This is a genomic window from Pseudarthrobacter arbutini (genome assembly GCF_054510915.1).
This window is the reverse complement of record NZ_JBTNDQ010000013.1, coordinates 34,631-55,446: the sequence shown is the minus strand read 5'-3', so window position 1 is coordinate 55,446 and position 20,816 is coordinate 34,631. Positions and strand designations below refer to the sequence as shown.

Annotated in this window: 18 protein-coding genes; 6 read left to right on the top strand and 12 right to left on the bottom strand. The window is 65.3% G+C overall.

Annotated elements, in window-relative coordinates:
• Nucleotides 1-42: 42 nt before the first annotated feature.
• The 5 genes from aroQ to ACX80V_RS15350 form a co-directional block, all read right to left on the bottom strand.
• Complete coding sequence (gene aroQ / locus ACX80V_RS15370) at nt 43-522, bottom strand: type II 3-dehydroquinate dehydratase (protein ID WP_485843879.1); 480 nt, start codon at nt 520-522, stop codon at nt 43-45.
• Nucleotides 523-645: 123 nt separating this feature from the next.
• Nucleotides 646-2,835 (bottom strand): alpha-galactosidase, encoded by a 2,190-nt coding sequence (locus ACX80V_RS15365; RefSeq protein WP_485843878.1) that lies wholly within the window; start codon nt 2,833-2,835, stop codon nt 646-648.
• Nucleotides 2,836-2,930: 95 nt separating this feature from the next.
• On the bottom strand, nt 2,931-4,274 hold the full coding sequence (locus tag ACX80V_RS15360) for an ABC transporter substrate-binding protein (protein ID WP_485843877.1): 1,344 nt from the start codon (nt 4,272-4,274) through the stop codon (nt 2,931-2,933).
• 43 nt (nt 4,275-4,317) lie between these two features.
• Nucleotides 4,318-5,244 carry a carbohydrate ABC transporter permease gene (locus ACX80V_RS15355; protein ID WP_058931311.1) on the bottom strand — a complete coding sequence of 309 codons (927 nt, stop codon included), beginning with the start codon at nt 5,242-5,244 and terminating at the stop codon, nt 4,318-4,320.
• A gap of 10 nt (nt 5,245-5,254) precedes the next feature.
• On the bottom strand, nt 5,255-6,196 hold the full coding sequence (locus tag ACX80V_RS15350) for a carbohydrate ABC transporter permease (RefSeq protein ID WP_104060534.1): 942 nt from the start codon (nt 6,194-6,196) through the stop codon (nt 5,255-5,257).
• A gap of 210 nt (nt 6,197-6,406) precedes the next feature.
• On the opposite strand from ACX80V_RS15350, the gene ACX80V_RS15345 reads away from it, so the two are divergent.
• Together ACX80V_RS15345 and ACX80V_RS15340 are read left to right on the top strand one after the other, a co-directional pair.
• The gene (locus tag ACX80V_RS15345; protein WP_485843876.1) at nt 6,407-7,606 is read left to right on the top strand and encodes a Gfo/Idh/MocA family protein; all 1,200 of its coding nucleotides are present in this window, start codon (nt 6,407-6,409) and stop codon (nt 7,604-7,606) included.
• A gap of 17 nt (nt 7,607-7,623) precedes the next feature.
• Nucleotides 7,624-8,643 (top strand): LacI family DNA-binding transcriptional regulator, encoded by a 1,020-nt coding sequence (locus tag ACX80V_RS15340; protein ID WP_485843875.1) that lies wholly within the window; start codon nt 7,624-7,626, stop codon nt 8,641-8,643.
• A 19-nt stretch (nt 8,644-8,662) separates the two neighbouring features.
• On the opposite strand, the gene ACX80V_RS15335 is transcribed toward ACX80V_RS15340, so the two are convergent.
• The 5 genes from ACX80V_RS15335 to acs form a co-directional block, all read right to left on the bottom strand.
• On the bottom strand, nt 8,663-9,448 hold the full coding sequence (locus ACX80V_RS15335; protein ID WP_485843874.1) for a DeoR/GlpR family DNA-binding transcription regulator: 786 nt from the start codon (nt 9,446-9,448) through the stop codon (nt 8,663-8,665).
• A gap of 57 nt (nt 9,449-9,505) precedes the next feature.
• Complete coding sequence (locus ACX80V_RS15330; RefSeq protein ID WP_485843873.1) at nt 9,506-10,420, bottom strand: carbohydrate ABC transporter permease; 915 nt, start codon at nt 10,418-10,420, stop codon at nt 9,506-9,508.
• The gene (locus ACX80V_RS15325; protein ID WP_485843872.1) at nt 10,417-11,388 is read right to left on the bottom strand and encodes a carbohydrate ABC transporter permease; all 972 of its coding nucleotides are present in this window, start codon (nt 11,386-11,388) and stop codon (nt 10,417-10,419) included. Before ACX80V_RS15325 ends, ACX80V_RS15330 begins: the two co-directional genes overlap by 4 nt.
• Nucleotides 11,389-11,521: 133 nt before the next feature.
• Nucleotides 11,522-12,832 carry an ABC transporter substrate-binding protein gene (locus ACX80V_RS15320; RefSeq protein WP_485843871.1) on the bottom strand — a complete coding sequence of 437 codons (1,311 nt, stop codon included), beginning with the start codon at nt 12,830-12,832 and terminating at the stop codon, nt 11,522-11,524.
• 208 nt (nt 12,833-13,040) lie between these two features.
• Complete coding sequence (gene acs / locus ACX80V_RS15315) at nt 13,041-15,062, bottom strand: acetate--CoA ligase (RefSeq protein WP_485843870.1); 2,022 nt, start codon at nt 15,060-15,062, stop codon at nt 13,041-13,043.
• Nucleotides 15,063-15,468: 406 nt separating this feature from the next.
• Here acs and ACX80V_RS15310 point away from each other — a divergent pair, with 406 nt between their 5' ends.
• From ACX80V_RS15310 to ACX80V_RS15300, 3 genes are read left to right on the top strand one after another with little or no spacing between them, the layout of a single operon-like run.
• Nucleotides 15,469-16,779 (top strand): hypothetical protein, encoded by a 1,311-nt coding sequence (locus tag ACX80V_RS15310; protein ID WP_485843869.1) that lies wholly within the window; start codon nt 15,469-15,471, stop codon nt 16,777-16,779.
• 8 nt (nt 16,780-16,787) lie between these two features.
• Nucleotides 16,788-17,612, top strand: coding sequence for an endonuclease III (gene nth / locus ACX80V_RS15305; RefSeq protein ID WP_485843868.1), 825 nt, complete (start codon nt 16,788-16,790; stop codon nt 17,610-17,612).
• Nucleotides 17,609-18,286, top strand: coding sequence for an NUDIX hydrolase (locus tag ACX80V_RS15300; protein ID WP_485843867.1), 678 nt, complete (start codon nt 17,609-17,611; stop codon nt 18,284-18,286). Before nth ends, ACX80V_RS15300 begins: the two co-directional genes overlap by 4 nt.
• A 94-nt stretch (nt 18,287-18,380) precedes the next feature.
• Here the strand turns inward: ACX80V_RS15300 and ACX80V_RS15295 are convergent, their stop codons facing one another.
• Both ACX80V_RS15295 and ACX80V_RS15290 read right to left on the bottom strand, forming a co-directional pair.
• Entirely contained in the window at nt 18,381-18,578 is a 198-nt protein-coding gene (locus ACX80V_RS15295; RefSeq protein ID WP_083510592.1) for a YegP family protein, read from the bottom strand.
• Between the two features lie 135 nt (nt 18,579-18,713).
• Nucleotides 18,714-20,426, bottom strand: coding sequence for a bifunctional 3'-5' exonuclease/DNA polymerase (locus ACX80V_RS15290; protein WP_485843866.1), 1,713 nt, complete (start codon nt 20,424-20,426; stop codon nt 18,714-18,716).
• A gap of 96 nt (nt 20,427-20,522) precedes the next feature.
• Here ACX80V_RS15290 and ACX80V_RS15285 point away from each other — a divergent pair, with 96 nt between their 5' ends.
• Entirely contained in the window at nt 20,523-20,738 is a 216-nt protein-coding gene (locus ACX80V_RS15285) for an AsnC family protein (RefSeq protein WP_485843865.1), read from the top strand.
• Nucleotides 20,739-20,816 lie beyond the last annotated feature (78 nt).

Here is a 20,816-nt window from a genome sequence, read left to right as displayed (position 1 = left end):
GGGCGGCCTGAGCCACACGAGCCTGCGCCACAAAGCGCCGGGCTACAGCGCTTCGGCCAGGTAGTCGATGGCCAGCTTGTAGCCGAACACTCCGGCGCCCACGATCACCGCGGCGCACACCGGGGACAATAAAGAGTGGTGCCGGAATTCCTCGCGCTGGTGCACGTTGGTGATGTGGACCTCGACGGCGGGAAGCTGCACTGCTGCCAGGGCGTCGCGCAGTGCCACGGAGGTGTGCGTGAAGGCGCCGGCGTTCAGCACAATCCCGACGGCGGTGCCGCGGGCTGCGTGGATGACGTCCAGGAGCACGCCCTCATGGTTGGACTGGACGCATTCCACCGTGAAGCCGTGCGCCTGCGCCGTGGTGGCTGCCAGCTGTTCCACGTCCGCGAGGGTGGAGGTGCCGTACTTCTCGGGTTCACGGGTGCCCAGCAGGTTGAGGTTGGGGCCGTTGATCACAAGGATCGTGCCGCGCCCGGCAGCGGAGGCAGATGCGGAGTCAGGGGAGGAAACGTCAGTCATGGCTCCAATCTACCCGTCGGATTCTGCACCATCATTCGGCCCGGGACATTCCACGTCGCCGGATTTCCGGGGGCCGTGGACTTCGAACGGTGAATGATGGTGCAGAATCTGTCGCAAGGGACCCTAGAGTGCCGTGAACCTCAGGACGAGGGCGTGCTCGGGGTTGAGGATGGGCATCGGCAGGCCCACTTCGGCCAGGAAGCGGCCGCCCGCGACGGCACCGTTAGAAAGCCAAGCCGGGGGTCTGACCTGCGTGAACGTGTGTCCGTGGTCCGCATCACCGGGAGTCGGGAAGATGGCCTCCACCCGGTAGGTAAGGTCAGGCTCCAGCCCGGGGATGGTGATCCGGCCGGTCTGCTCGGCGAAGGAGGTGCCGGTACTGACCAGGGCAAACAGCGCCGCCGTCGTGCCTTTAAGAGATTCTGCGTCGGCTACCACGCCGTGGAGCATGAGGGAAGTGTCCGCGACGTCCGCGCGGACCATGCGCCCGGAGTGGATCAGGCCGCGGTGTTCCTTGTAAAGGGCGATGAAGCGTTTGAGTTCCTCGCGCTCGGCGCCCTGGACCCCGCGGACATCCCACTCCATGCCGAAGTGGCCGAACAGCGCTGTGATGGCGCGGAAGGACAGATCGTGCGTGCGGGCCGTGGTGTGCGAGGTGGTGGGGCCGACGTGACCGCCCACGAGCTCCGGCGGGACCACCAGCCCGGTCCAGCGCTGGATGGTCTGCCGTTCCAGGGCATCGTTGCAGTCCGAGGCCCAGATCCGGTCGGTGCGCTCCAGGATGCCCAGGTCCACGCGGGCGCCGCCGGAGGAGCAGCTTTCAATCTCGACGCCGGGGTGGGCCTTCTTGAGTTCGTCAAAGAGCCGGTAGGCGGCCAGGGTCTGTTCGTGGACCGAGGAGCGGCCGGCGTGGCCGTGCTCCAGCTGGTCCCGGTTCTGGTCCCACTTGAGGTAGCTGATGTTGTTCTCGCGCAACAGGGCGTCGACGCGGTCGAAAATGTACTGCCACGCGTCCGGGTTCACGAGGTCGATCACATGCTGGTTCCGCCATTCAATCGGCAGGCGGCCGCCGTCCTTGTAGCTCTGGACCGAAGGGCCAACAATCCACTCAGGGTGCGCGCGGACAATATCGGAGTCCAGGTTGACCATTTCCGGTTCCACCCAGAGCCCGAATTCCATCCCGCGCGAGGTCACGGCATCAATCAGGGGAGTGAGGCCGTCGGGCCAGAGTGATTCGTCGACGTACCAGTCGCCCAGGCCGGCGTGGTCGTCGCGGCGGCCGCGGAACCAGCCGTCGTCGAGCACAAATCGCTCCACGCCCAGTTCGGCGGCGGAGTCAGCCAGCTCGATCAGGGTGGACAGGTTGTGGTCGAAATAGACCGCTTCCCAGGTGTTGAGCACCACGGGACGGGGCTTGCCCGGGGTGGTGGTGCCGGCTGCGGGGAGCACGTGGTGGGGGCGGGACCGGAACCAGCTGTAGAACGCCTCGCTGATGCCGTCCAGGCCGCGGTCCGAGTACGCGGCGAACAGTGCCGGCGTGGTGTAGCTGGCGCCGGGTGCGAGGATGACCTCGGCCGGGCCCAGGAGCTCGGAGCCGCCGATCATGGTGCGGCCGTCGCCGATGCTGTCGGCGAACTGTTCATGGTTGCCGCTCCAGGCCAGGTGCGTGGCCCAGACCTTTCCGTGTCGGTTGCCGAAGCCGGGGGTGCCGGCGGCGAACAGCAGCGAGGAATCGTGTCCGGTGCGGCCGTGACGGCCGGTGCGGACCCAGGTGCCCTGCTGGATGGGGCGGCGCTGCGGGTGGCGTTCCCGGCACCAGCGCCCCGTCAGGTCAAGGAGTTCGACGGCGTCCGGCGCCACCGGGAGGACGGTGGCCAGTTCGTCGAGCTGGTAGGGAGTGGCGCCGTCGTTGGTGAGGGTGTGTCGCAGCTCCAGCAGGCCGCCGTCGTGCAGTGTCAGTGCGGACGAGACGGTGAGGCCGGAGTCGGAATCGGCCTGGACGATGACGGCGGAGTTGCCCTCGGCGCCCGCTGTCACGACGCGGAGGCGGGCCGAGAAGTCAAGGCCGGAGACGCCGTCGGCGACGCGGTGGCCACGGAGGGCGGGACGGCCGCGCCAGCTGGAGGATGCCTGCGGCAGGAGCCCTGCGGGCACGTTGGCGTCGATGGCGGAGTGCGGGATGGGTTCGCCCAGAATGGCGAGGTCCGGCAGGGTGCTGCCAAGATCTGCGCCCCAGTGGATGACCTCGGCCTCCCCGCTGTCGAAGCCCATCACCAGGCTGGTGCCGGCGGAACGGAGGTGGAGCGGGTCCATAAGATGCTGTCCTTCTGCGGGGATGTGAGTAAGAATACGAGGCTGCGCGCCGCGGGAACAAGGTGTCCGCGGCGCGCAGCCGGTCAAGCTGGTGCCTACTTGAAGAGGGCGTTGACCTGTTCGTTGGCCTGGGTCAGGGAGCTGGCCGGGGCCTTGCCGGACACTACTGCGTCCATGGCGGGCTCCATGATGCCCTTGACCTTGGCGGTGTTGTCCGTGATCGGGTACAGGAAGGTTGTCTTGTTCTTGACGTGCTCAGTGAACGCGGAGACGTCCACGTTCTTGGCGGCGAAGGCCGCGGCAGCCTTGTCGGAGGAAGCCTTGAGCGCCGGGAAGACGACGGCCTTGGACGCTACGACGTCCTGGCAGTCAGCGGAGGCGAGGTACTCAACCCACTTGATCGAGGCGTCCTTCTTCTTGGTTCCGGCCCAGATCGAGTCGGCCAGGCCGTTGAACATGGAGGCACGCTTGCCTTCGGGGCCCACCGGGGTGGGGGCGATGCCCACATCGATGCCCTGGTAGCCGGTGTACTGGCCGGTCATCCACGAACCGTGGGCATTGATGGCGGACTTACCGGCCGCGAACGTGTCGGCCATGCTGGCGCCGACGGTGGTCTCCAGCTTGGGCATGTAGCCCTTTTCCACGAGTCCGGCGAACCAGTCCATGCTTTCCTGGAACTTGGGGTCGTCGTAGTTGTAGTGCGTGCCCCACGGGTTCTTGTCCGTGTGGGACCAGCCGGTGGTGTTGGTGAGGTAGCTCCACTCCGTCTGCCCGGAGGAGTCGCCGCCGCCGTTGAGGCCAAGGCCATAGACGGCGACGTTGTTCTTGTCGAAGCCGGCCTCGTCGCCGCGCTTGCCGTTCTTGTCAACGCTCAGGTGGGCGATGACCTGTTCGTACGTGCCGCCGTCCTGGGGGTTCCAGGTGAGGTTCTTCATCTGCTCTTCGGTGACGCCGCCGCTGGCGAGCATGGCCTCGTTGTAGAACAGGCCGATGGTGTCCCAGTCTTTCGGCAGGCCGTAGCGCTTGCCGTCCTGGCCAACCCAGAGGTCCGCGAGGCCCTCGTTGTACTGGGTCAGGTCAATGTTGTCCTTCTTGACGGCGTCGTCGATGGCCAGCAACTGCTTGTTCTCTGCGAGCTCGCCATAGCGTCCGAGGTGGTTGGTGAAAACGTCCGGGGCAGTGCCGCCGACAAAGCCGTTGGTCAGCGTGCTCCAGTAGTCGTCCCACCCGCGCTGGGTGATTTTGACCGAAATGTCCGGGTTGGCCTTCGCGAAGTCGTCGGCACACTGCTGGTAGGCGGGCAACTGGTTGGCGTCCCACAGCCAGTAGTTGATCTCGCCCTTGGCTGACTCTGCCGAGGAGGATGAGCCTCCGCCACAGGCGGACAGGGACAGTGCCATAACTGCGGCGACGGCGACGGCGCCGAGGGATTTCTTCATGGTTCTACTTTCCGTTCGGGAGATGCATGGTTTCGTTGGGTGATTACTTGATGCCGGAGAAGCCGATGGAGTTGACGATCTTCTTGCCGAAGGCGGCGAAGAGGATCAGGACGGGCAGGGCCGAAACCAGGGTCGCGGCCATCAGACCGGACCAGTCCGGGGAACCCTGGGGTGCCTGGGATTTGAAGACGCCGAGGCCCACCTGCAGGACGCGCACATCGTCCTGGGACCCGACGAGCAGCGGCCAGAAGTATTCATTCCACTGGCCGATGAAGGTGAGCAGGGCAAGGGTGGCGATGGGGGCTGCGGCGTTGGGAAGCACAATCTGGAAGAAGATGCGGAGGTGCTTGGCGCCGTCGAGCATGGCGGCTTCTTCGACCTCGCGGGACATGTTCAGGAAGAACTGGCGGAGGAAGAAGATGGCGAACGGAGTCATAAAGACGTACGGCAGGACCATGCCGAGCATTGTGTTGAGCAGGTCCAGGTTCTTGATCAGCAGGAAGTTGGGCAGTGCCGTGAAGATCGGCGGGACCAGCATGGTGCCCAGGAACAGGCTGAACACCGCGTTCCGGCCCCGCCAGCGCAGCCGGGCAAAGGCATAGGCGGCCATGGCGCTGAAGAACACGGCCCCGGCGGTGGTGATGGACGAGAAGATGATGGAGTTCTTCAGGTACAGCCAGAAATCGATGGTGGCGCCGGAACCGCCCTCGGCGATGGCGTCCGCGGGGCTCTGCAGCCCGAACACCCGCATAAAGGCACCGAACGTGAAATCGGCGGGAAGCAGGCTGGCTGAGTTGGCGGCCAGTGCCGAATTGGTGGACAGCGCCGTCCGCAGCACCCAGAGGAACGGGAGGACGGAGACGGCGATGGCGAGGACCAGGAGGGCCCAGGCACCTGCGCGGCGGGTGTTGAACGGACGACGGCGGCGGGCCGGGGCCTGCTGCGGTGCGCGGCTGGTGGTGGATGTCATGGGGGACTCCTTAGTCCAGGTCCGACTCGTTGCCCTTGAGGAACTTCATCTGGATGAAGGCCACCAGGGCGAGGATGAGGAAGAGAATGACGGCGATGGCGGATCCGTAACCGAAGTCCGACTCGGTGAAGGCCCGCTGGTAGATGTAGTACTGGATCACGCGGGTGGCGTTCACCGGTCCGCCCTGGGTGGTGACGGCCACGGTGTCGAAGACCTGGAAGGATCCGATCACCGTGACAACAAGGACGAGGACCAGCACCGGCCGCAGCAGCGGAATGGTGATCTTGCGGAAGGTCTGGAACGCTGAGGCGCCGTCGAGTTTTGCGACCTCATAGATGTTGCCGGGGATGGCCTGCAGGCCGGCAAAGATGAGCAGCGCGGTGTAGCCCATGTGCCGCCAGGTGTTGATGACTGCCTGGGTGGGGATGGCCCACTCTTCGCTGCCGAAGAACGCGACGCGGGGGAGGCCGGCCCATTCGATGAACTGGTTGACCACGCCGATCTGATAATCGAGCATCCAGAACCAGAGCAGCGCCGCGATGACGTTGGACATCAGGTAGGGCAGGAGCAGAGCGCCGCGGATGAGCGTGGACTTGGCGACCTGGTGCATCAGGAGGGCCAGTCCCAGTGCCAGGGCTGTCTGGAGGACGATGTTGATGAGGACGTACTGGCCGGTGACGGCCAGGGAATTCCAGAACAGCGGGTCCTTGGCGATCGCCGTGTAGTTGTCCATCCCTACCCATGTTGGGTCTCCGAGGATGTTGTACTCCGTGAAGCTCAGGTACACGCCGCGGATGGTTGGGACAACGTAGAAGAAGATGAACCCGATCATTGCCGGGGCGATGAAGAACAGGGCGATCTTGAGGTCGCCGAGCCGGCGGTAACCGCCGCGCGGCTTGGGTGCTCCGGTCTGGGGCGGGGCGGATCTCGCGTTTTTGGCAAGGGTGGTCATCGTCGACCCTTTCCTGACTGTGATGTGGATAACAACTGCTGAGAAATCTACACGAGTAGATTTGGAGTCGCAAGTGTTAATTTTTCTTTTATTTCTAGAGGGATTATCCAGTCGCTAGAGCATTGACTCGAGTAGATTCGAATGAAACACTGAAATCCTGATGGACAGCGCTTGCCGGCGCTCCGTCACAGCATCCAGGGAAGGCAAACAATGACGTTCTCAATCGGCGTAGTAGGAGTTGGCCAGTTCGGCGGCCAGTTCGCGCACCTCTTCAATCTCCACCCCGGCGTCAGCGACGTCTATGTGGTGGACGAGCTTCCGGAACGCGCGGCCGAGGCCGTGGACCGGTACCACCTGGCGGGGTCCGAGGCGAGCTTTGAGGACCTCCTCGCCTCCGACGTCGACGCCGTGGCCATCTTCACGCAGCGCTGGACGCACGGTCCGCTGGTGGAGCAGGCGCTCCGCGCCGGAAAGCACGTCTATTCGGCCGTCCCCATGGCCATTTCCGAGGAGGAAATCGCCAGGATCATTAGCGCTGTCCGCGAAATCGGCCTGGTCTACATGATGGGGGAGACCAGCTACTACAACCCGGCCACCGTCTATGCGCGCAAACAGCATGCGGCCGGCCGCTTCGGGCGGATCTTTTACACCGAAGGCGACTACGTCCACGACATGGACCTGGGCTTCTACGATGCCTACCAGTACAGCGGCGGTGACCGCTGGAAGGAAACCGCCAGCTACCCGCCCATGCTGTACCCGACCCACGCGGTGGGCGGAGTCCTCGGTGCGGTCCCCGCCCATGCCGTCAGTGTCAGCTGCGTCGGAGTCAAGGATGACCGCAATGACGGCGTCTTCGACAAGGAGGTCAGCATGTTCGGCAACGACTTCTCCAACGCCACCGCCCTTTTTGAACTCAATGACGGCGGCGTTATGCGCACCAACGAGATGCGCCGCGTGGGCTACCCCTCACACATCAGGGAGTCCCGCTTCCGGTTCTTCGGGACGGAGGCCAGCTTCGAACAACTCGCAAAAGTCTCCGTCTGGCAGGACAAGGAAAACGTCCAAGATATTTCCGAGCAATTCGAAACCCGGCCCAGCATGTCCCTTGATGACCCGTCGCTGGCCAACGTTGCGCCGGAACTGAGGGACGCCTTCGTCTCCGGACTCTCGCCTGTCCATGACGCTGATCGGCTGCCGGAGGAGTTCCGCGGCGCACCGAACGGGCACGAGGGAAGCCACCACTTCCTGGTGGATGACTTCGTGACAGCGGTCAACACCGGTACGCTTCCGCCGGTCAACGCCTGGGTTGCCGCCCGGTTCACGCTGCCCGGCATCGTGGCGCACCAGTCCGCCCTCCGCGGCGGAGAGCGCCTGCCGATCCGCGACTTCGGCGACGCGCCGGGGTTCTGATAGCTAGCATGTACACCATGACGACTCCCGCAGTGCAGGCCCCACGCGGCCCGGTGACCCGCAAGGATGTTGCCCGGTACGCGGGCGTTAGCACCGCCGTCGTCAGCTATGTAGTAAACGGCGGGCCCAAGAAAGTGGCTCCCGCCACGGAAGCGAAAGTCCAGGACGCCATCCGCGTCCTGGACTACCGCCCCAACGCGGCGGCCAGGGCCCTCAAGCTGGGATCAAGCGAGACGCTGGGGCTCATCGTGCCGGACAACTCGAACCCTTTTTTCTCGCTCCTGGCGCACGCCGTGGAGGACGCCGCGGCCGAGCGGGGCTACGCCCTGCTGCTTACCAACTCCGATGGCAACCTCGCAAAGGAGCGCCGTAACGTCCGGAACCTGGCCGCGCGGCAGGTGGACGGGGTACTGCTGGCCAGCGTCCTGTTCCAGCCGGACCTTGAAGACCTTGAGAAGGCCGACATTCCCTGGGTCCTGCTCAACCATGACAGCGAGGGGCCGGGCATCAATAGCATCGGGGTGGACCTGGCTGCCGGGGCACAGATCGCCGTGGAACACCTCTTGGGACACGGGCATACCAACATCGGCCTGGCCATGGGCACCAACGTGGGGAAAAACGTCGACGGCCGCGAACTGGGCTGGCTGAAGGCGCTGAAGGAGGCTGGCCTCCCCGAAGGGCCAATCGCTCGTAGTGACTTCACCCGGGCTGGTGGCTACGAAGCAGGGAAGCGGCTCCTGGCCTCTTCCAACCGGCCCACGGCGATTTTCGCGAGCTCGGACATGCAGGCGGTCGGCATCCTCCGTGCACTCCATGAGGCAGGCGTCGCCGTGCCCGGGGACATCGCACTGACTTCCTTCGACGGTTCCGCCGAGGCGGAGTACACATGGCCGGCGCTGACCACCGTGGATCAGCCGGTCCGGGAGATGGCCGAGGCCGCCGTCGAAGGCATTCTGGGTGCGCGGCGCAAGGCCCCGCCGCAGCAGCGGATGTTCCCCACGAAGCTCCACGTCCGCCAGTCCTGCGGCTGCCCGTGAACTAAGGGCTGGTGGTTCGCTAGCCCGCGATCCGGATCTTGCCCACCCGCTCGCCGACGATTCGCTGGGCTTCGGGGCCCAACCCGGCGTCGCTGATGACCTCATCGGCCGCGTCCAAGGGGGCGATGGTGCTGATGCCCAGCAGCCCCCACTTGGTGTGATCGGCAAGGACCACGGTTTTCCGGGCGGCTGCGACGAACGCCCGGTCCGTCTCGGCCTCCAGGAGGTTGGGTGTGGTGAAGCCGGCGTCGGCGTCCATGCCGTGAACGCCCAGGAACAGCACGTCCAGGTGCAGCTGTTTGAGCGCTGCGGTGGCGATGGGACCCACCAAGGCGTCCGACGGCGTACGCTCGCCGCCGATCAGGATCACGGTTGATCCAAACCGGGCTGAGCCGCCGGACGCGGCGTGGTGGAAGAGGTCAGCGATGCGCACGGAATTGGTGACCACCGTGATCCGAGGACCGTTCACCAGCTCCTTGGCGAGCGCCCACGTTGTGGTCCCGGCGCTGAGTCCGACGGCCATGCCCTCATGCACCAGACCCGCAGCCTCCAACGCGATGGCCCGTTTCTCCGCGGTCAACTGAGTGGACTTAAGTTCGAAGCCTGGCTCGTGGGTGCTGGCATCGCCGGGGAGCTTGGCGCCGCCGTGGATACGCTCCAGTTTGCCGCCCTCCTCCAGCAGCTCGATATCCCGGCGGACAGTCATCAGCGAAACACCCAGTTGCTGGGCGAGGTCCGAGACGCGAACAACCCGTTCGCGCTGGACGGCGTCCACGATTGCCTGGTGGCGTGCTGCGGGGAGCATGGAATTCCTTTCGTGCTGAGGCGGGGGAGTCATATCCCCGTCACGTTCCATGATGGTCTACCCCTTGCTTGAACCAAGAGTCAGCCCCGCAACAAACTGCCGCTGCAGGAGCAGGTAGATCACCAGCGTGGGAATGACAGTGATGACTGCACCGGCGGCCAGGAGGTTGTAGTTGTTCAGGAATTCGCCCTGCAGGTTGTTGATGGCCGTGGTGATCGGAAGCCGGTTGCCGCTCTGGATGAAGATGAGGGGCCAGAAGTAGTCGTTGTAGATGAAGATGACCTGGAGCGTGCCGAGTGCGGCGAACGCCGGCCGGCAGAGTGGCATGATGATTTCCCGGTACTGCCGCCAGATGCCGGCCCCGTCCACCAGGGCGGCCTCGGTCAGGTCCGCGGAGAGCGCCTTCATGTAGTTGGACAGCACGAAGGTGCAGAAACCCATCTGGAAGGCGGTATTGACCGCTATCACAATGATGTAGGTGTTCAGCATGTTTCCGGAATCGCTGAACGAGTACGGCACTTCGAAGTGCTTTGCCATCTCGAACAGCGGGGCGGCGAGGACCTGCGGGGGAAGCAGGTTGCCGGCGGTGAACATGATGAGCAGCGTGATGTTGAACTTCCAGCTCACCCGGCTGACGGCGAAGGCCATGAGGGAGGCAAGGAACAGGGTCAGCAGCACAGCCGGGACGGTGATGATGACCGAGTTCCAGAAGTACGTGGAAAACCCGCCCTGGGTCCAGGCCTGGGCGAAGTTATCGAAGTTGAAGTCGCCGGCAAAGCTGAAATAGCCGTACTGGTTCGTCGAGGCCACCGGACGGAGCGCGGTGAAAAGCGACCAACCCAGCGGGATCAGCCACATCACCGCCATAACGGCCAGGAAGATGTGTGTTCCGTAGTGGCGTTTGGGCCTGTTGCCGGAGCGGGGCGCCGCTGCGGTGGGCGTACGGCCGGCGCGGGCTGTGGTGGTGCTCATGCTCTGTTCTCCTTGCCAAAGGTCCGGCTGAGGTAGAAGACGATGGGGACGAGGGAAATGACCAGCAGCACCACTGCCAGGGCAGAACCGACGCCGATCACCTGGCCTTCGCCCACGAGGTTCTGGATCACCAGGGCGCTGAGCATTTCCAGGCCGTTGGTTCCGCGGTTAATGACGTAGACCACGTCAAAGGCGCGCAACGATTCGATGATGGTGATCACCACGATGACGATATTGATGGGGCGCATGGCCGGGAACACCACACGGAAGAAGGTCTGCACGGCATTGGCTCCGTCGATGGCGGCTGCTTCCTTCAGGGTCGGGTCCACGCCTTTCAGTCCGGCCAGGTACAGGAGCATGACATAGCCGGCATGCCGCCACGTGGCTGCGATCATGGCGGCCCAGATGTTCACGGAGGAGTCCCCGAACCAGTCAACGGCCTGTGGTGTCCCTGCGGTGCCAAGGAGGAAGTTCAGGAGTCCGTTGTCGCGCTGGTAGAAGAGCTGCCAGATGATGCCGATCAGGGCCAGTGACAACATCACGGGTGCGAAGAAGATGCTCTGGTAGATCTTGCTGCCCCTGATGTTCTGGTCCAGCAGTACGGCGAGCAGCAGCCCCAGCGGTGTGGCAATCAGGGCCAGGAACAGGAGCCACAGCAGGTTGTGCTGCACCGCCGGCCAAAAGGGCGGGTAGTCCTGCGTGATGTACTGGTAGTTCGCCGTGCCGGCGGGGCGTATGTCGGCCAGGTCCAGGCCGTTCCACCGGGTGAAGCTGAGCCCCACGGACATCAGCGTCGGCAGCCACACCAGGGCCAGTTCGATCAGGGTGGGGATGCCCACCATCAGCGACAGGACAACCTTGTCCCGTCCGGTCAGGCGGCGAACGCGCCCGCTTTTGGCCCGGCGGATACGGCCGCCGCCGGGTTCCCGCGCTTCCGGCGGTATCAGTTCTTGTGCGGTGCTGCTCATGGAAGTCTTCCCTCTTTTGGTGGGACGCTGGAAGGGAACGACGGCGGCGGGAGCCTGCGCCGCCGTCGTCGTTCCGTTCCTGGCTGGGCGCCTCTGAAACGGCGCTGACAGGGCTGGAAGTGCTGCCCTGGAACTACTGCGCGGCGTAGAGCGACTTGGCCTGGGCCTCAAGGTTTTTGACGTCCATTTTGCCGTCCTTGATGAAGCTCTGCAGGGCCGGGATCATCACGTTGTTGGCCATGGCCGGCAGGGCGTCGCGGTCGAAGAACTGGCTGATGTACTTCGCGTCCGCGATGGTGTCCGCACACTTCTTGTTGAGCGGGCTGAACTTGGACGTGTCCGTGCCCTTGGCGGTGGCGATGTTGGACGCATCCACGGCGGCGTAGGCGTCCTGGGCATCGGCGGTGCCGAGGAAGGCCATGAAGTCGCGGGCCGCCTTGTTCTCCCCGCCCTTTTTGGACAGCAGGAGGCCGTCAATGGGGGCTTCGACGGCGTCGCGGCCTTCCATGGCGATCTCCGGAAAGGCGAAGAAATCGATATCCGCCAGCACCGCCGGGTCGGTGAATTGCTGGGTGACGAAGGAACCCAGCAGGTACATGCCGGTCTTCTTGGCTTCCAGCGCCTTGGCGGCGTCCTGCCAGGTCTGGCCGAGAGCTCCCGGATCCTGGAAGGGAAGGAGCGCCGCCCAGGTGTCAAAGACCGCGCTGACCTTTTGCTGGTCCCAGGATTCCTTGTGTGCGCACAGGTCCACATGGAACTGGTAGCCGTTGAGCCGCATGTTCATGTAGTCGAAGGTGCCCATGGCCGGCCAGCCGTCCTTGTCGGCGAAGCCGATGGGAATGATGCCATCTGCCTGCATCTTCGTAGCGAGGGCCTTGAGGGCGTCAAAGGTCTCCGGCACCTCGTACCCCTTTTCGGCCCAGAGGCTCTTCCGGTAGAAGAACCCCCACGGGTAGTTGTAGTTGGGTACGAAGTACATCTTGCCGTCCGGTCCGGTGGAGGCTTTCTTCAGCGCATCGGAGTAGTTGCCACCGATGGTTTCCCAGACGTCATCGATGGGCGCAAGGAGGCCTTTGCCTGCGTAGTACTGCATGCGGTAACCGGCGAACCAAGTGAACGTATCGTCCGGAGAGCCCTGCAGGTACGAATTAATCTTGTTCTGGAAATCATTGTGGGGCACCACGTTCGTGGTGACCTTCTTGCCGGACTTGGCCGTGAAGGCGTCGGTGACAGCCTGGTACGCCCGCTTGGGGACGTCATCGGAGGACCCGGAACCGAAGGTAAGGCCGGCGGAGTCGGAACCCGTGGCGGACGGCGCACTTCCGCCCGTGCAGGCTGCGAGGAATGGAATGCCGGCAAGGCCTGCCGCGCCTACGCCAACGGTCTTGAGGATGCTCCGCCTGCTGGGAAAAGCAGTTGCAGACGCATCAAACTGTGAAACCATGTTCTCTCCCTTGAAAAATAGCCGCATGTGAGACACCTCACATTGCATCTGACTATAAACGTTCAAAACAGAACATGGAAGAACGGCAAATAACATTTCGAGCGTCGATTTTTTTGAATCGTCCCAAACAGGGAGTGGCCCCGATTTTCCCATGAGAACGGGTAATCGGGGCCACTCGATAGCGTCGGACTGGGTCGTGAGGCAGCTGTTACTTTCTGAGCGACTGTGCGATCTGCTGCATCACTGTGGTGTCGGCCAGGGTGGTGGCGTCGCCGGATTCGCGGCCTTCGGCGATGTCCTTGAGCAGGCGGCGGACGATCTTGCCCGAGCGGGTTTTGGGCAGTTCCGGGACCACGAGGATGGTTTTGGGCTTGGCGATGGGCCCGATTTCCTTGCCCACGTGGTTGCGGAGTTCCTGGATGGTGGCGTCGCCGGAGTCCACGGCGTCGCCGCGCAGGATGACGAACGCGACGACGGCCTGGCCGGTGGTCTCGTCCGCGGCGCCCACGACGGCGGCTTCGGCTACCGAGGGGTGGCTGACGAGGGCGGATTCGATTTCGGTGGTGGAGAGCCGGTGTCCGGAGACGTTCATGACGTCATCCACGCGGCCGAGGAGCCAGATGTCGCCGTCCTCGTCTTTCTTGGCGCCGTCGCCGGCGAAGTACATGCCTTCGAAGCGGGACCAGTAGGTCTCCTTGAACCGTTCGGGGTCGCCCCAGATGCCGCGGAGCATGGCGGGCCAGGGTTCGCGGATCACAAGGAAGCCGCCGTGCCCGTCCGGCACGGATTCGCCCTGCTCATCGACGACGTCCACGGCGATGCCGGGCAGCGGGACCTGGGCCGAGCCGGGCTTCGTGGCCGTGACGCCGGGCAGCGGGGCGATCATCTGGGCGCCGGTTTCGGTCTGCCACCAGGTGTCAACGATCGGTGCTTTGTTGCCGCCGATGACGTCCCGGTACCACATCCAGGCTTCGGGGTTGATGGATTCGCCCACGGAACCGAGGACGCGGAGGGAGGTCAGGTCGTACTTGTCCGGGATCTCCCGGCCCCACTTCATGAACGTCCGGATGGCTGTGGGGGCGGTGTACAGGATGGAGACCTTGTACTTCTCGATGATCTCCCACCAGCGGCCCTGGTGCGGGGAATCCGGGGTGCCTTCGTACATGACCTGGGTGGCGCCGTTGATGAGGGGCGCGTAGGCGACGTACGTGTGGCCGGTGACCCAGCCGACGTCGGCCGTGCACCAGAAGACATCCGTTGCGGGGTGGAGGTCGAACACGGCCTTGTGGGTGTAGGCGCCCTGGGTGAGGTAGCCGCCGGTGGTGTGCAGGATGCCCTTGGGCTTGCCCGTGGTGCCGGACGTGTACAGGATGAACAGCGGGTGCTCGGAGTCGTGTCCTACCGCCTTGTGCTCGGCGGAGGCCAGCTCCACGGTGTCCGCCCACCAGTGGTCCCGGCCTTCGTGCCAGTCTACGTTCTGGCCGTTGCGCTTGACCACCACAACGTTCTGGACCGTGTGCCCGTCGACGGAGAGAGCGTCGTCCACTGCGGTCTTCAGCGCGCTGGGCTTGCCGCGGCGGTAGGTGCCGTCCGCGGTGACCACGAGCTTGGCTTCGGCGTCCTCGATCCGGGAGCGCAGGGCGTCCGCGGAGAAGCCGCCGAACACCACGGAGTGCACGGCACCGATGCGGGCGCAGGCCAACAGCGTGATGACGGCTTCGGGGATCATGGGCAGATAGACGGCCACACGGTCACCTTTGCCAACGCCGAGGGACTCAAAGGCGTTCGCAGCCTTCTTGACCTCTTCAGTGAGCTGGGCGTAGGTGTATGTGCGGGTGTCGCCGGGTTCGCCCTCGAAGTAGATGGCCACACGGTCCCCGAGGCCGTTCTCCACGTGGCGGTCCAGCGCGTTGTACGCGGCGTTGACTTCTCCGCCCACAAACCACTTGGCGAACGGCGGGTTGGACCAGTCCAGTGCCTGGTCGAAGTCTTTGCTCCAGGTGAGCAGTTCGCGGGCCTGCTTCGCCCAGAAAGCCGGGCGGCCGGCGTCGGCCTCTGCGTAATCAGCGGCGGTGACAACGGCGTCGGCAGCGAATTCGGGGCTGGGGGCAAAAGTACGGTTTTCGTGCAGCAGGTTTTCAATGGCGTCGCCCTGCTGGCCGCCCTGCAGGTTGTTTTGCACGGAAGCTGCGGGGGCGGTGGCCGTGGAGCCGGGAGTGTCCTGAGACATGGTGAACCTCATCATTCATCGGTCTTTTAAGCGGCTGCCGTCGCCGGCCGTCGTCCGCCGATTTGCGCGGCATCAGGCAGCGGCCGATCACGGACATTCCGCAAAGAGCTGTTCCGGAATCAAGCCTAATACGCGCCGGGGCCGCGACGTGTTCGCTGTCACAAAGGCCCCCGCGAACGGCATTTATTTAGCGGTGAATGGTTAAAGGACCCTGCCCGCTGGCGTCCGGCCGCTGCGGATCAGCTAGTGATCGGCCATGCGGTTGACTAGGCTGAGATTGAATTGTGACTTTCTACGGAGCTGTCGGATCCGGTGTATCACTGCCGGGCCTGGCCGTTGCCGCCGTTTCGGACGGCACAGTTTTGGGACGGAACCGTCCCGGTGCCGCCACGCTAAGGAGTACAGAATGAACCAGCAAAGCTTCGGCCAGAAATTTGGCCGCGCACCCGAGGCAGGGCCTGGCACCACACCGGGAGGCGGCTCAGCAAAGGGCATGCAGAAGCCGGCCGGCGCGAAGCCGGGCACCACCAACCAGGCCGTGCTGGGTCCGTTCACCCTGCGGGACCTGACAGTTTTCGCCGCCACCCTCATCCTGCTGGTCGCCTCGCTGCTGCCCATCTTCTTCGGCCGGTTTAACCTCTGGAACGCGGGCAGCCTGTTCTTCCTGGGCCTCGGCATTGTGTTGCCCATGATTGTCACGGCACTCTTTGCTGCCCGCCGGCTCGCTCCCGCCACGAAGGTCCGCATCGGTTCGCTGTCCATCGACCAGTTTGCGTCCGTGGTGGCTTCCTTTGCACTGGCGTTCTTCTTCGTTTCCACGGCCGCGGGCTATGTGCCCAGCCTGTTGGTGGGCCTGATAGGTTCCGTCGTGCTGTTCGCGGGGACCGTGCTGAGCCGGTTCATCCCGTACTTCGCCGGCGACTTCCTGGGGCGCGACGAAACCCCGGCCCACGTGATGGCGCGCGACTCGGCTGTCCCGCTGCCCAAGCCGCACACGCCCAAGGAACCCAAGCCTGCGGCCGCGCCCGTTCCGGAGGCTGCCGCGCCTACCGCCACACCTGCAGCGGCAACTTCTGCGCGTGCCGCCGCGCCCGCCGCTTCGGCCGGGGCCTTTTCCGACGCCGCGCCCACCTCCTCTCCGGCTGCGTCAGCGGCCGTCTCTTCCGCCCCGGAGGTCAACGAGTGGACCGCTGCCGGCGACCCGAGCCCCGCAACCCAGGCGGCCGACGTCGTGCCTTCCCCTTCAGCGACGGGCACTTCCACGGCGCCCGCCGTTGCGGAGACTTCTGCGGGTGACATCCCGACGGCGGCTGCGGCTGCCCCTGCGCCGACCGCTACGGCGTCCGCCGCCGCTGCCCCTGAAGCAGCAACCCACGCCGCCGGCACAGGCGTCGCTGCCTCGGCGCGCCAGTCTGCCGCAGAACCTGCAGCGACGGCCGTGCATCAGCAGGTGCGCCGCGTGGAGCCCATCGGCGCCACTGTGGATCCGGCATCCAGGCCGGAAGAATCGTACGAAGAGCCGGCGCATGAGGCGTTCTGGTTTGCCGTGGCACAGCACCGGACCGCGGTGGACCCCCAGACCGGCGCCCCCGCCTTTGTGATTGAACCGGGCGGCTGGGTGCTGGCCCTGGAAGACCGGGGCCACGAATTCCTGGTCCAGCACACCGACGGACGAGTGGGCGTGCTGCGCGACCTCAGCAACATCGAGCGCGGCTAGCCGGCCCCGTGGCCACGTCCCGTAGACCCGGATCCGGCCCGGCCACGACAGCTCCGGAGTCTTTGCTGGCGTTGAAGCGCCGGGCGCGGCGGATCAACAAGGCCCTGGCGGAGAAGTATCCCTATGCCCACGCGGAGCTGGATTTCCGGAACCCGTTCGAGCTGGTCGTGGCCACCGTCCTGTCGGCCCAGACCACCGATGTGCTGGTCAACCAGGTCACCAAGATCCTGTTCGCGCGGTACCCGGACGCCCGGGCCATGTCAGAGGCCGATCCCGCCGAGATGGAAGCGATCCTGCAGCCCACCGGCTTTTTCCGGGCCAAAACGAAGAGCGTGCTGGCCCTGAGTACCCGGCTGGTGGACGAGTACGACGGCGTGGTCCCCGGCCGTCTGGAAGACCTTGTGACGCTGCCGGGAGTGGGGCGTAAGACTGCCAACGTGGTGCTCGGCAATGCCTTCGGCGTCCCGGGGATCACTGTGGATACCCACTTCGGCCGGCTCGCACGGCGCTTCGGCTGGACCACGTCCGAGGACCCGGTGCAGGTCGAATTCGACGTCGCTGAACTGTTTGAGCCCAAGGACTGGACCATGCTCTCGCACCGTGTGGTGTTCCACGGGCGGCGGGTGTGCCACTCACGGAAGCCAGCCTGCGGCGCGTGTCCGGTGGCGAACTGGTGCCCCAGCTATGGGTTGGGCGAGACCGATCCCGTCAAAGCCGCCAAGCTCCTTAAATACGAGTTGGCGCCCGGGAGCGAGAGCCTCCTGGAACGGTTGCTGGCCGAGACGCACCGCGCCGCTGAAATACGGATGGAATCGCAGAGGCGGCTCCCGTGAGCGCACGCCAGGACCTGATCGACCTGGTGCGCAGATCGGACAGTGGCGACGTCACCGCGCCGAACACTGCCTGGGCGGCCCTGACCGTGGACGAAACCATAGCCCGCAAGGCGGCAGTCCTCATGCTATTTGGTGTGCTGGACGACGTTCCCGCAGCCTCCGGCAAACCCCTTGCCGCGGCGGATCTTGATGTCCTGCTGCTGGAACGCGCGCACACCCTGGATTCCCACCCCGGACAGGTCGCCTTTCCCGGCGGTTCCATCGACGGGGACGAAACCCCGGTTGCGGCCGCCCTGCGGGAAGCCGAAGAAGAGACCGGGCTGGACTCCGCCGGTGTGGAGGTCCTGGGCGTGCTCCAGGAGCTTGGGCTGGCCCGCAGCAACTTCCTGGTGACGCCGGTGCTCGGCTGGTGGGCGTCGCCGTCGCCCGTGCATGTGGTGGACTATGCCGAATCCGCCCAGGTTTTCCGGATCCCTGTCCGCGACCTGCTGGACCCGGCCAACCGGGTGACCGCCACTGTCAGCCGCGATGGCAGAACCTTCAGCAGCCCGGCCTTCGCGGTCAGCGGCGTGCTGGTCTGGGGCTTCACCGGGATCGTTCTGGATGGACTCTTTGACCAGTTGGGCTGGGCCGTGCCGTGGGACCGGACCCGGCTCCACGAGGTGGTCTTCTAGGTTCGGGGTAGCTCGCAGGTTCGGTGTGGCCCGGCGGGACTGAGCCCGCCGGGCTTGCACCACGTGTGCGCCGGCTGAGCTCGCGCACACCGCCTCAGCTGGCGATCGGCTGCTGCCGAAGATCAACAACAATGCCGGTGGCTGCGTTTTCACGCAGGGCATTGATGCCGTCCTTCAATGCACCGAGATGCTTGAAGTCGGGCGAAACCGCCACTATGTTCCCGTTTGAGTCGGTGAGCCTCAGCCGATAGCACTCGTCACTTACACGATGTATTTCAAACCTGCCAGCCATATGCCGGACCTCCCCTGATATGCGTCTTTGCATGAATAGCTGGACCGTCTGCTTCAGTCCTGCACCGATGTAACCATGGTCACAGCGGTTCGACCAGCTACTCACCGGTAGGTTTCTTCCGGCTAACCGGATTTGCTATTTTGCGTTGTCGTAGGAGTCCACTACGGCCACGCTGACGGGGAATTCCACCGGGATGGGGCCGAACAGCAGTTCCTTCGCGGCGGCGGCAGCTTCCTCGATGGCCCGGATGCAGGCCTGGACGCCGGCCTCGGGGGCATGGACCATCACCTCGTCATGCAGGAAGAACACCAGTTCCGCCTGAACGGAGCCGTCGGCACGCAAGGCCCGCAGCCGCCGTCGTAATTCCGCCAGCCAGCACGCCGCCCAGTCAGCGGCGGATCCCTGCACCACAAAGTTGCGGGTGAAGCGGCCGCGGGAACGGGCAATGGATTCCGCGCGGCGCTGCTCCTCGGCAGTGGCCGACTGCTGGCTCCGATACCACCCTTCCGACGGGGGCGGGCTGCTCCGGCCAAGCCGGGTGGTCACGGTGCCGCCGGCCTCGCCGTCGCGCGCCGCCTGCTCCACGAAGCCGACGGCGCGGGGGTAGGTCCGGGCCAGCTGCGGCATCAGGCGCCCCGATTCGCCCGTGGTGGCGCCATAAATGGCGCCGAGGAGGGCGACCTTCGCCTTGGCGCGGTCGCCGCCGAAACCCTGGGCGGCGATGCCGGCGTACAGGTCCTTGTCGCGCGCTGCTTCCGCCATTTTGGAGTCCTGCGCCAGCGCCACCAGCACTCGGGGTTCCAGCTGGGAGGCGTCCGCGACGATGAGCTTGTGGCCGGGATCCGCATGGACGGCGCCGCGGATCTGCCGCGGGATCTGCAGGGCCCCGCCGCCCCGCGAGGCCCAGCGGCCGGACACCACACCGCCCACAACATACTCGGGCTGGAAGCGGCCCTTGGCTACCCATGCGTCCAGCCAGGCCCAGCCGTTGGCGGTGTGCAGACGGGAGAGTTTCTTGTAGGCGAGGAGCGGTTCGATGGCGGGGTGGCTGGACTCCATCAGCTCCCACTGCCGCGTGCTTTTCACCTCGATGCCGTTGCGGTGCAGGGCGCGCATCAGTTCCTGCGGCGAGTCCGGGTTCAGTCCGGGCGAGTTGAGCAGCCCCCGCAGTTCGGTGTTCAGGGCCTCCAGCTTCGCGGGGCGGTGACCGGACGGCGGGCGCGGCCCGAGGTGGCCGGCCAGGATCTGCTCGTGCAGGTCCTCGCGCCAAGGGACGCCGGTGTGCTGCATCTCCGCGGCGATCATGGCGCCGGCGGATTCGGCGGCCAGCAGCAGCTGGAGCCGTTTCCGCTTGTTTTCTTCCGGCGGCGCATCGGCCAGGGCAGCCTGCTGCGCGGCATATTCGGCGCGGAGCTCCGCCAGGCCTTGCCGTGGGGCGCGGTGGCGGACATCGTCAAAGAGGGCGCCCTGATCCGCCGGCGGGGGCGGCGGCTGGAGGGCGCGGGGCGGCTCCTGGGGATCGTCCAACGATTCCTTGTCGGCGTTCCGCGCGTACTCCGTGTGGGCGGTGAACTGCGAATACGCCAGGATATTGCCGCACAACCCGAGGTCATAGCAGCGCTCCAGTTCCACGCCGGCCGCCAGCAGGGCGGGGTACCAGTCCTGGGTCCGGTTCCAGATCCAGCGGGGTGGCGCCTCGCGGGGCCGGTTCTCCAGCTGGCGTACGACGCCGGCCAGCTCGCTTGCGCTGATGAGGCGAGGTTCGGGGCGGTCGGGGTGGGGATCGCCCGCCTGGGTGACCTGCTGGAGGGCTGCGCCGTGGGCGTGGGCGGCGAGCAGCAGATACATAGGTCCAATTCTGCCCTGTGGCGGGGACATTCAAGCCCCAATCCCATGCCGTCAACATGTGTTGACGGCCCTCCATTCGTCAACTAAAGTTGACGAATGGAGGTAGAGCGGATGAAAACGCTGGCCGCATCAATGGACGGGAAAGGCCCCGCTGAAGCGCTGTACGCAGTGGCGGAACTGCAGAAGGAGGTCGGCCGCGCCGAAGCGGCCCTGGTCCGCAAGGCGAGGCAGGCCGGTCTGTCTTGGGAGGCCATTGCCCTGTGCCTGGGGGTCAGCAAGCAGGCCGTCCACCGCAAATACGGTAAGCAGTAACCGGTCCGACCGTTCGGCCCGTCTTTCTGTCCGGCCTTTCGGCCGCGTGGGGGAGTTGTCCACATACGGTGGCATGGC

Bases quoted from the DNA above. Each gene is read 5' to 3' on its own strand.
- ACX80V_RS15355 (WP_058931311.1), bottom strand. From the start codon at position 5,244: ATGACATCCACCACCAGCCGCGCACCGCAGCAGGCCCCGGCCCGCCGC.
- ACX80V_RS15310 (WP_485843869.1), top strand. From the start codon at position 15,469: ATGAACCAGCAAAGCTTCGGCCAGAAATTTGGCCGCGCACCCGAGGCA.
- ACX80V_RS15290 (WP_485843866.1), bottom strand. From the start codon at position 20,426: ATGTATCTGCTGCTCGCCGCCCACGCCCACGGCGCAGCCCTCCAGCAG.
- ACX80V_RS15320 (WP_485843871.1), bottom strand. From the start codon at position 12,832: ATGGTTTCACAGTTTGATGCGTCTGCAACTGCTTTTCCCAGCAGGCGG.
- ACX80V_RS15335 (WP_485843874.1), bottom strand. From the start codon at position 9,448: ATGCTCCCCGCAGCACGCCACCAGGCAATCGTGGACGCCGTCCAGCGC.
- ACX80V_RS15360 (WP_485843877.1), bottom strand. From the start codon at position 4,274: ATGAAGAAATCCCTCGGCGCCGTCGCCGTCGCCGCAGTTATGGCACTG.
- ACX80V_RS15285 (WP_485843865.1), top strand. From the start codon at position 20,523: ATGGAGGTAGAGCGGATGAAAACGCTGGCCGCATCAATGGACGGGAAA.
- acs (WP_485843870.1), bottom strand. From the start codon at position 15,062: ATGTCTCAGGACACTCCCGGCTCCACGGCCACCGCCCCCGCAGCTTCC.
- ACX80V_RS15350 (WP_104060534.1), bottom strand. From the start codon at position 6,196: ATGACCACCCTTGCCAAAAACGCGAGATCCGCCCCGCCCCAGACCGGA.
- ACX80V_RS15345 (WP_485843876.1), top strand. From the start codon at position 6,407: ATGACGTTCTCAATCGGCGTAGTAGGAGTTGGCCAGTTCGGCGGCCAG.
- ACX80V_RS15330 (WP_485843873.1), bottom strand. From the start codon at position 10,420: ATGAGCACCACCACAGCCCGCGCCGGCCGTACGCCCACCGCAGCGGCG.
- ACX80V_RS15340 (WP_485843875.1), top strand. From the start codon at position 7,624: ATGACGACTCCCGCAGTGCAGGCCCCACGCGGCCCGGTGACCCGCAAG.
- aroQ (WP_485843879.1), bottom strand. From the start codon at position 522: ATGACTGACGTTTCCTCCCCTGACTCCGCATCTGCCTCCGCTGCCGGG.
- ACX80V_RS15365 (WP_485843878.1), bottom strand. From the start codon at position 2,835: ATGGACCCGCTCCACCTCCGTTCCGCCGGCACCAGCCTGGTGATGGGC.
- ACX80V_RS15295 (WP_083510592.1), bottom strand. From the start codon at position 18,578: ATGGCTGGCAGGTTTGAAATACATCGTGTAAGTGACGAGTGCTATCGG.
- ACX80V_RS15325 (WP_485843872.1), bottom strand. From the start codon at position 11,388: ATGAGCAGCACCGCACAAGAACTGATACCGCCGGAAGCGCGGGAACCC.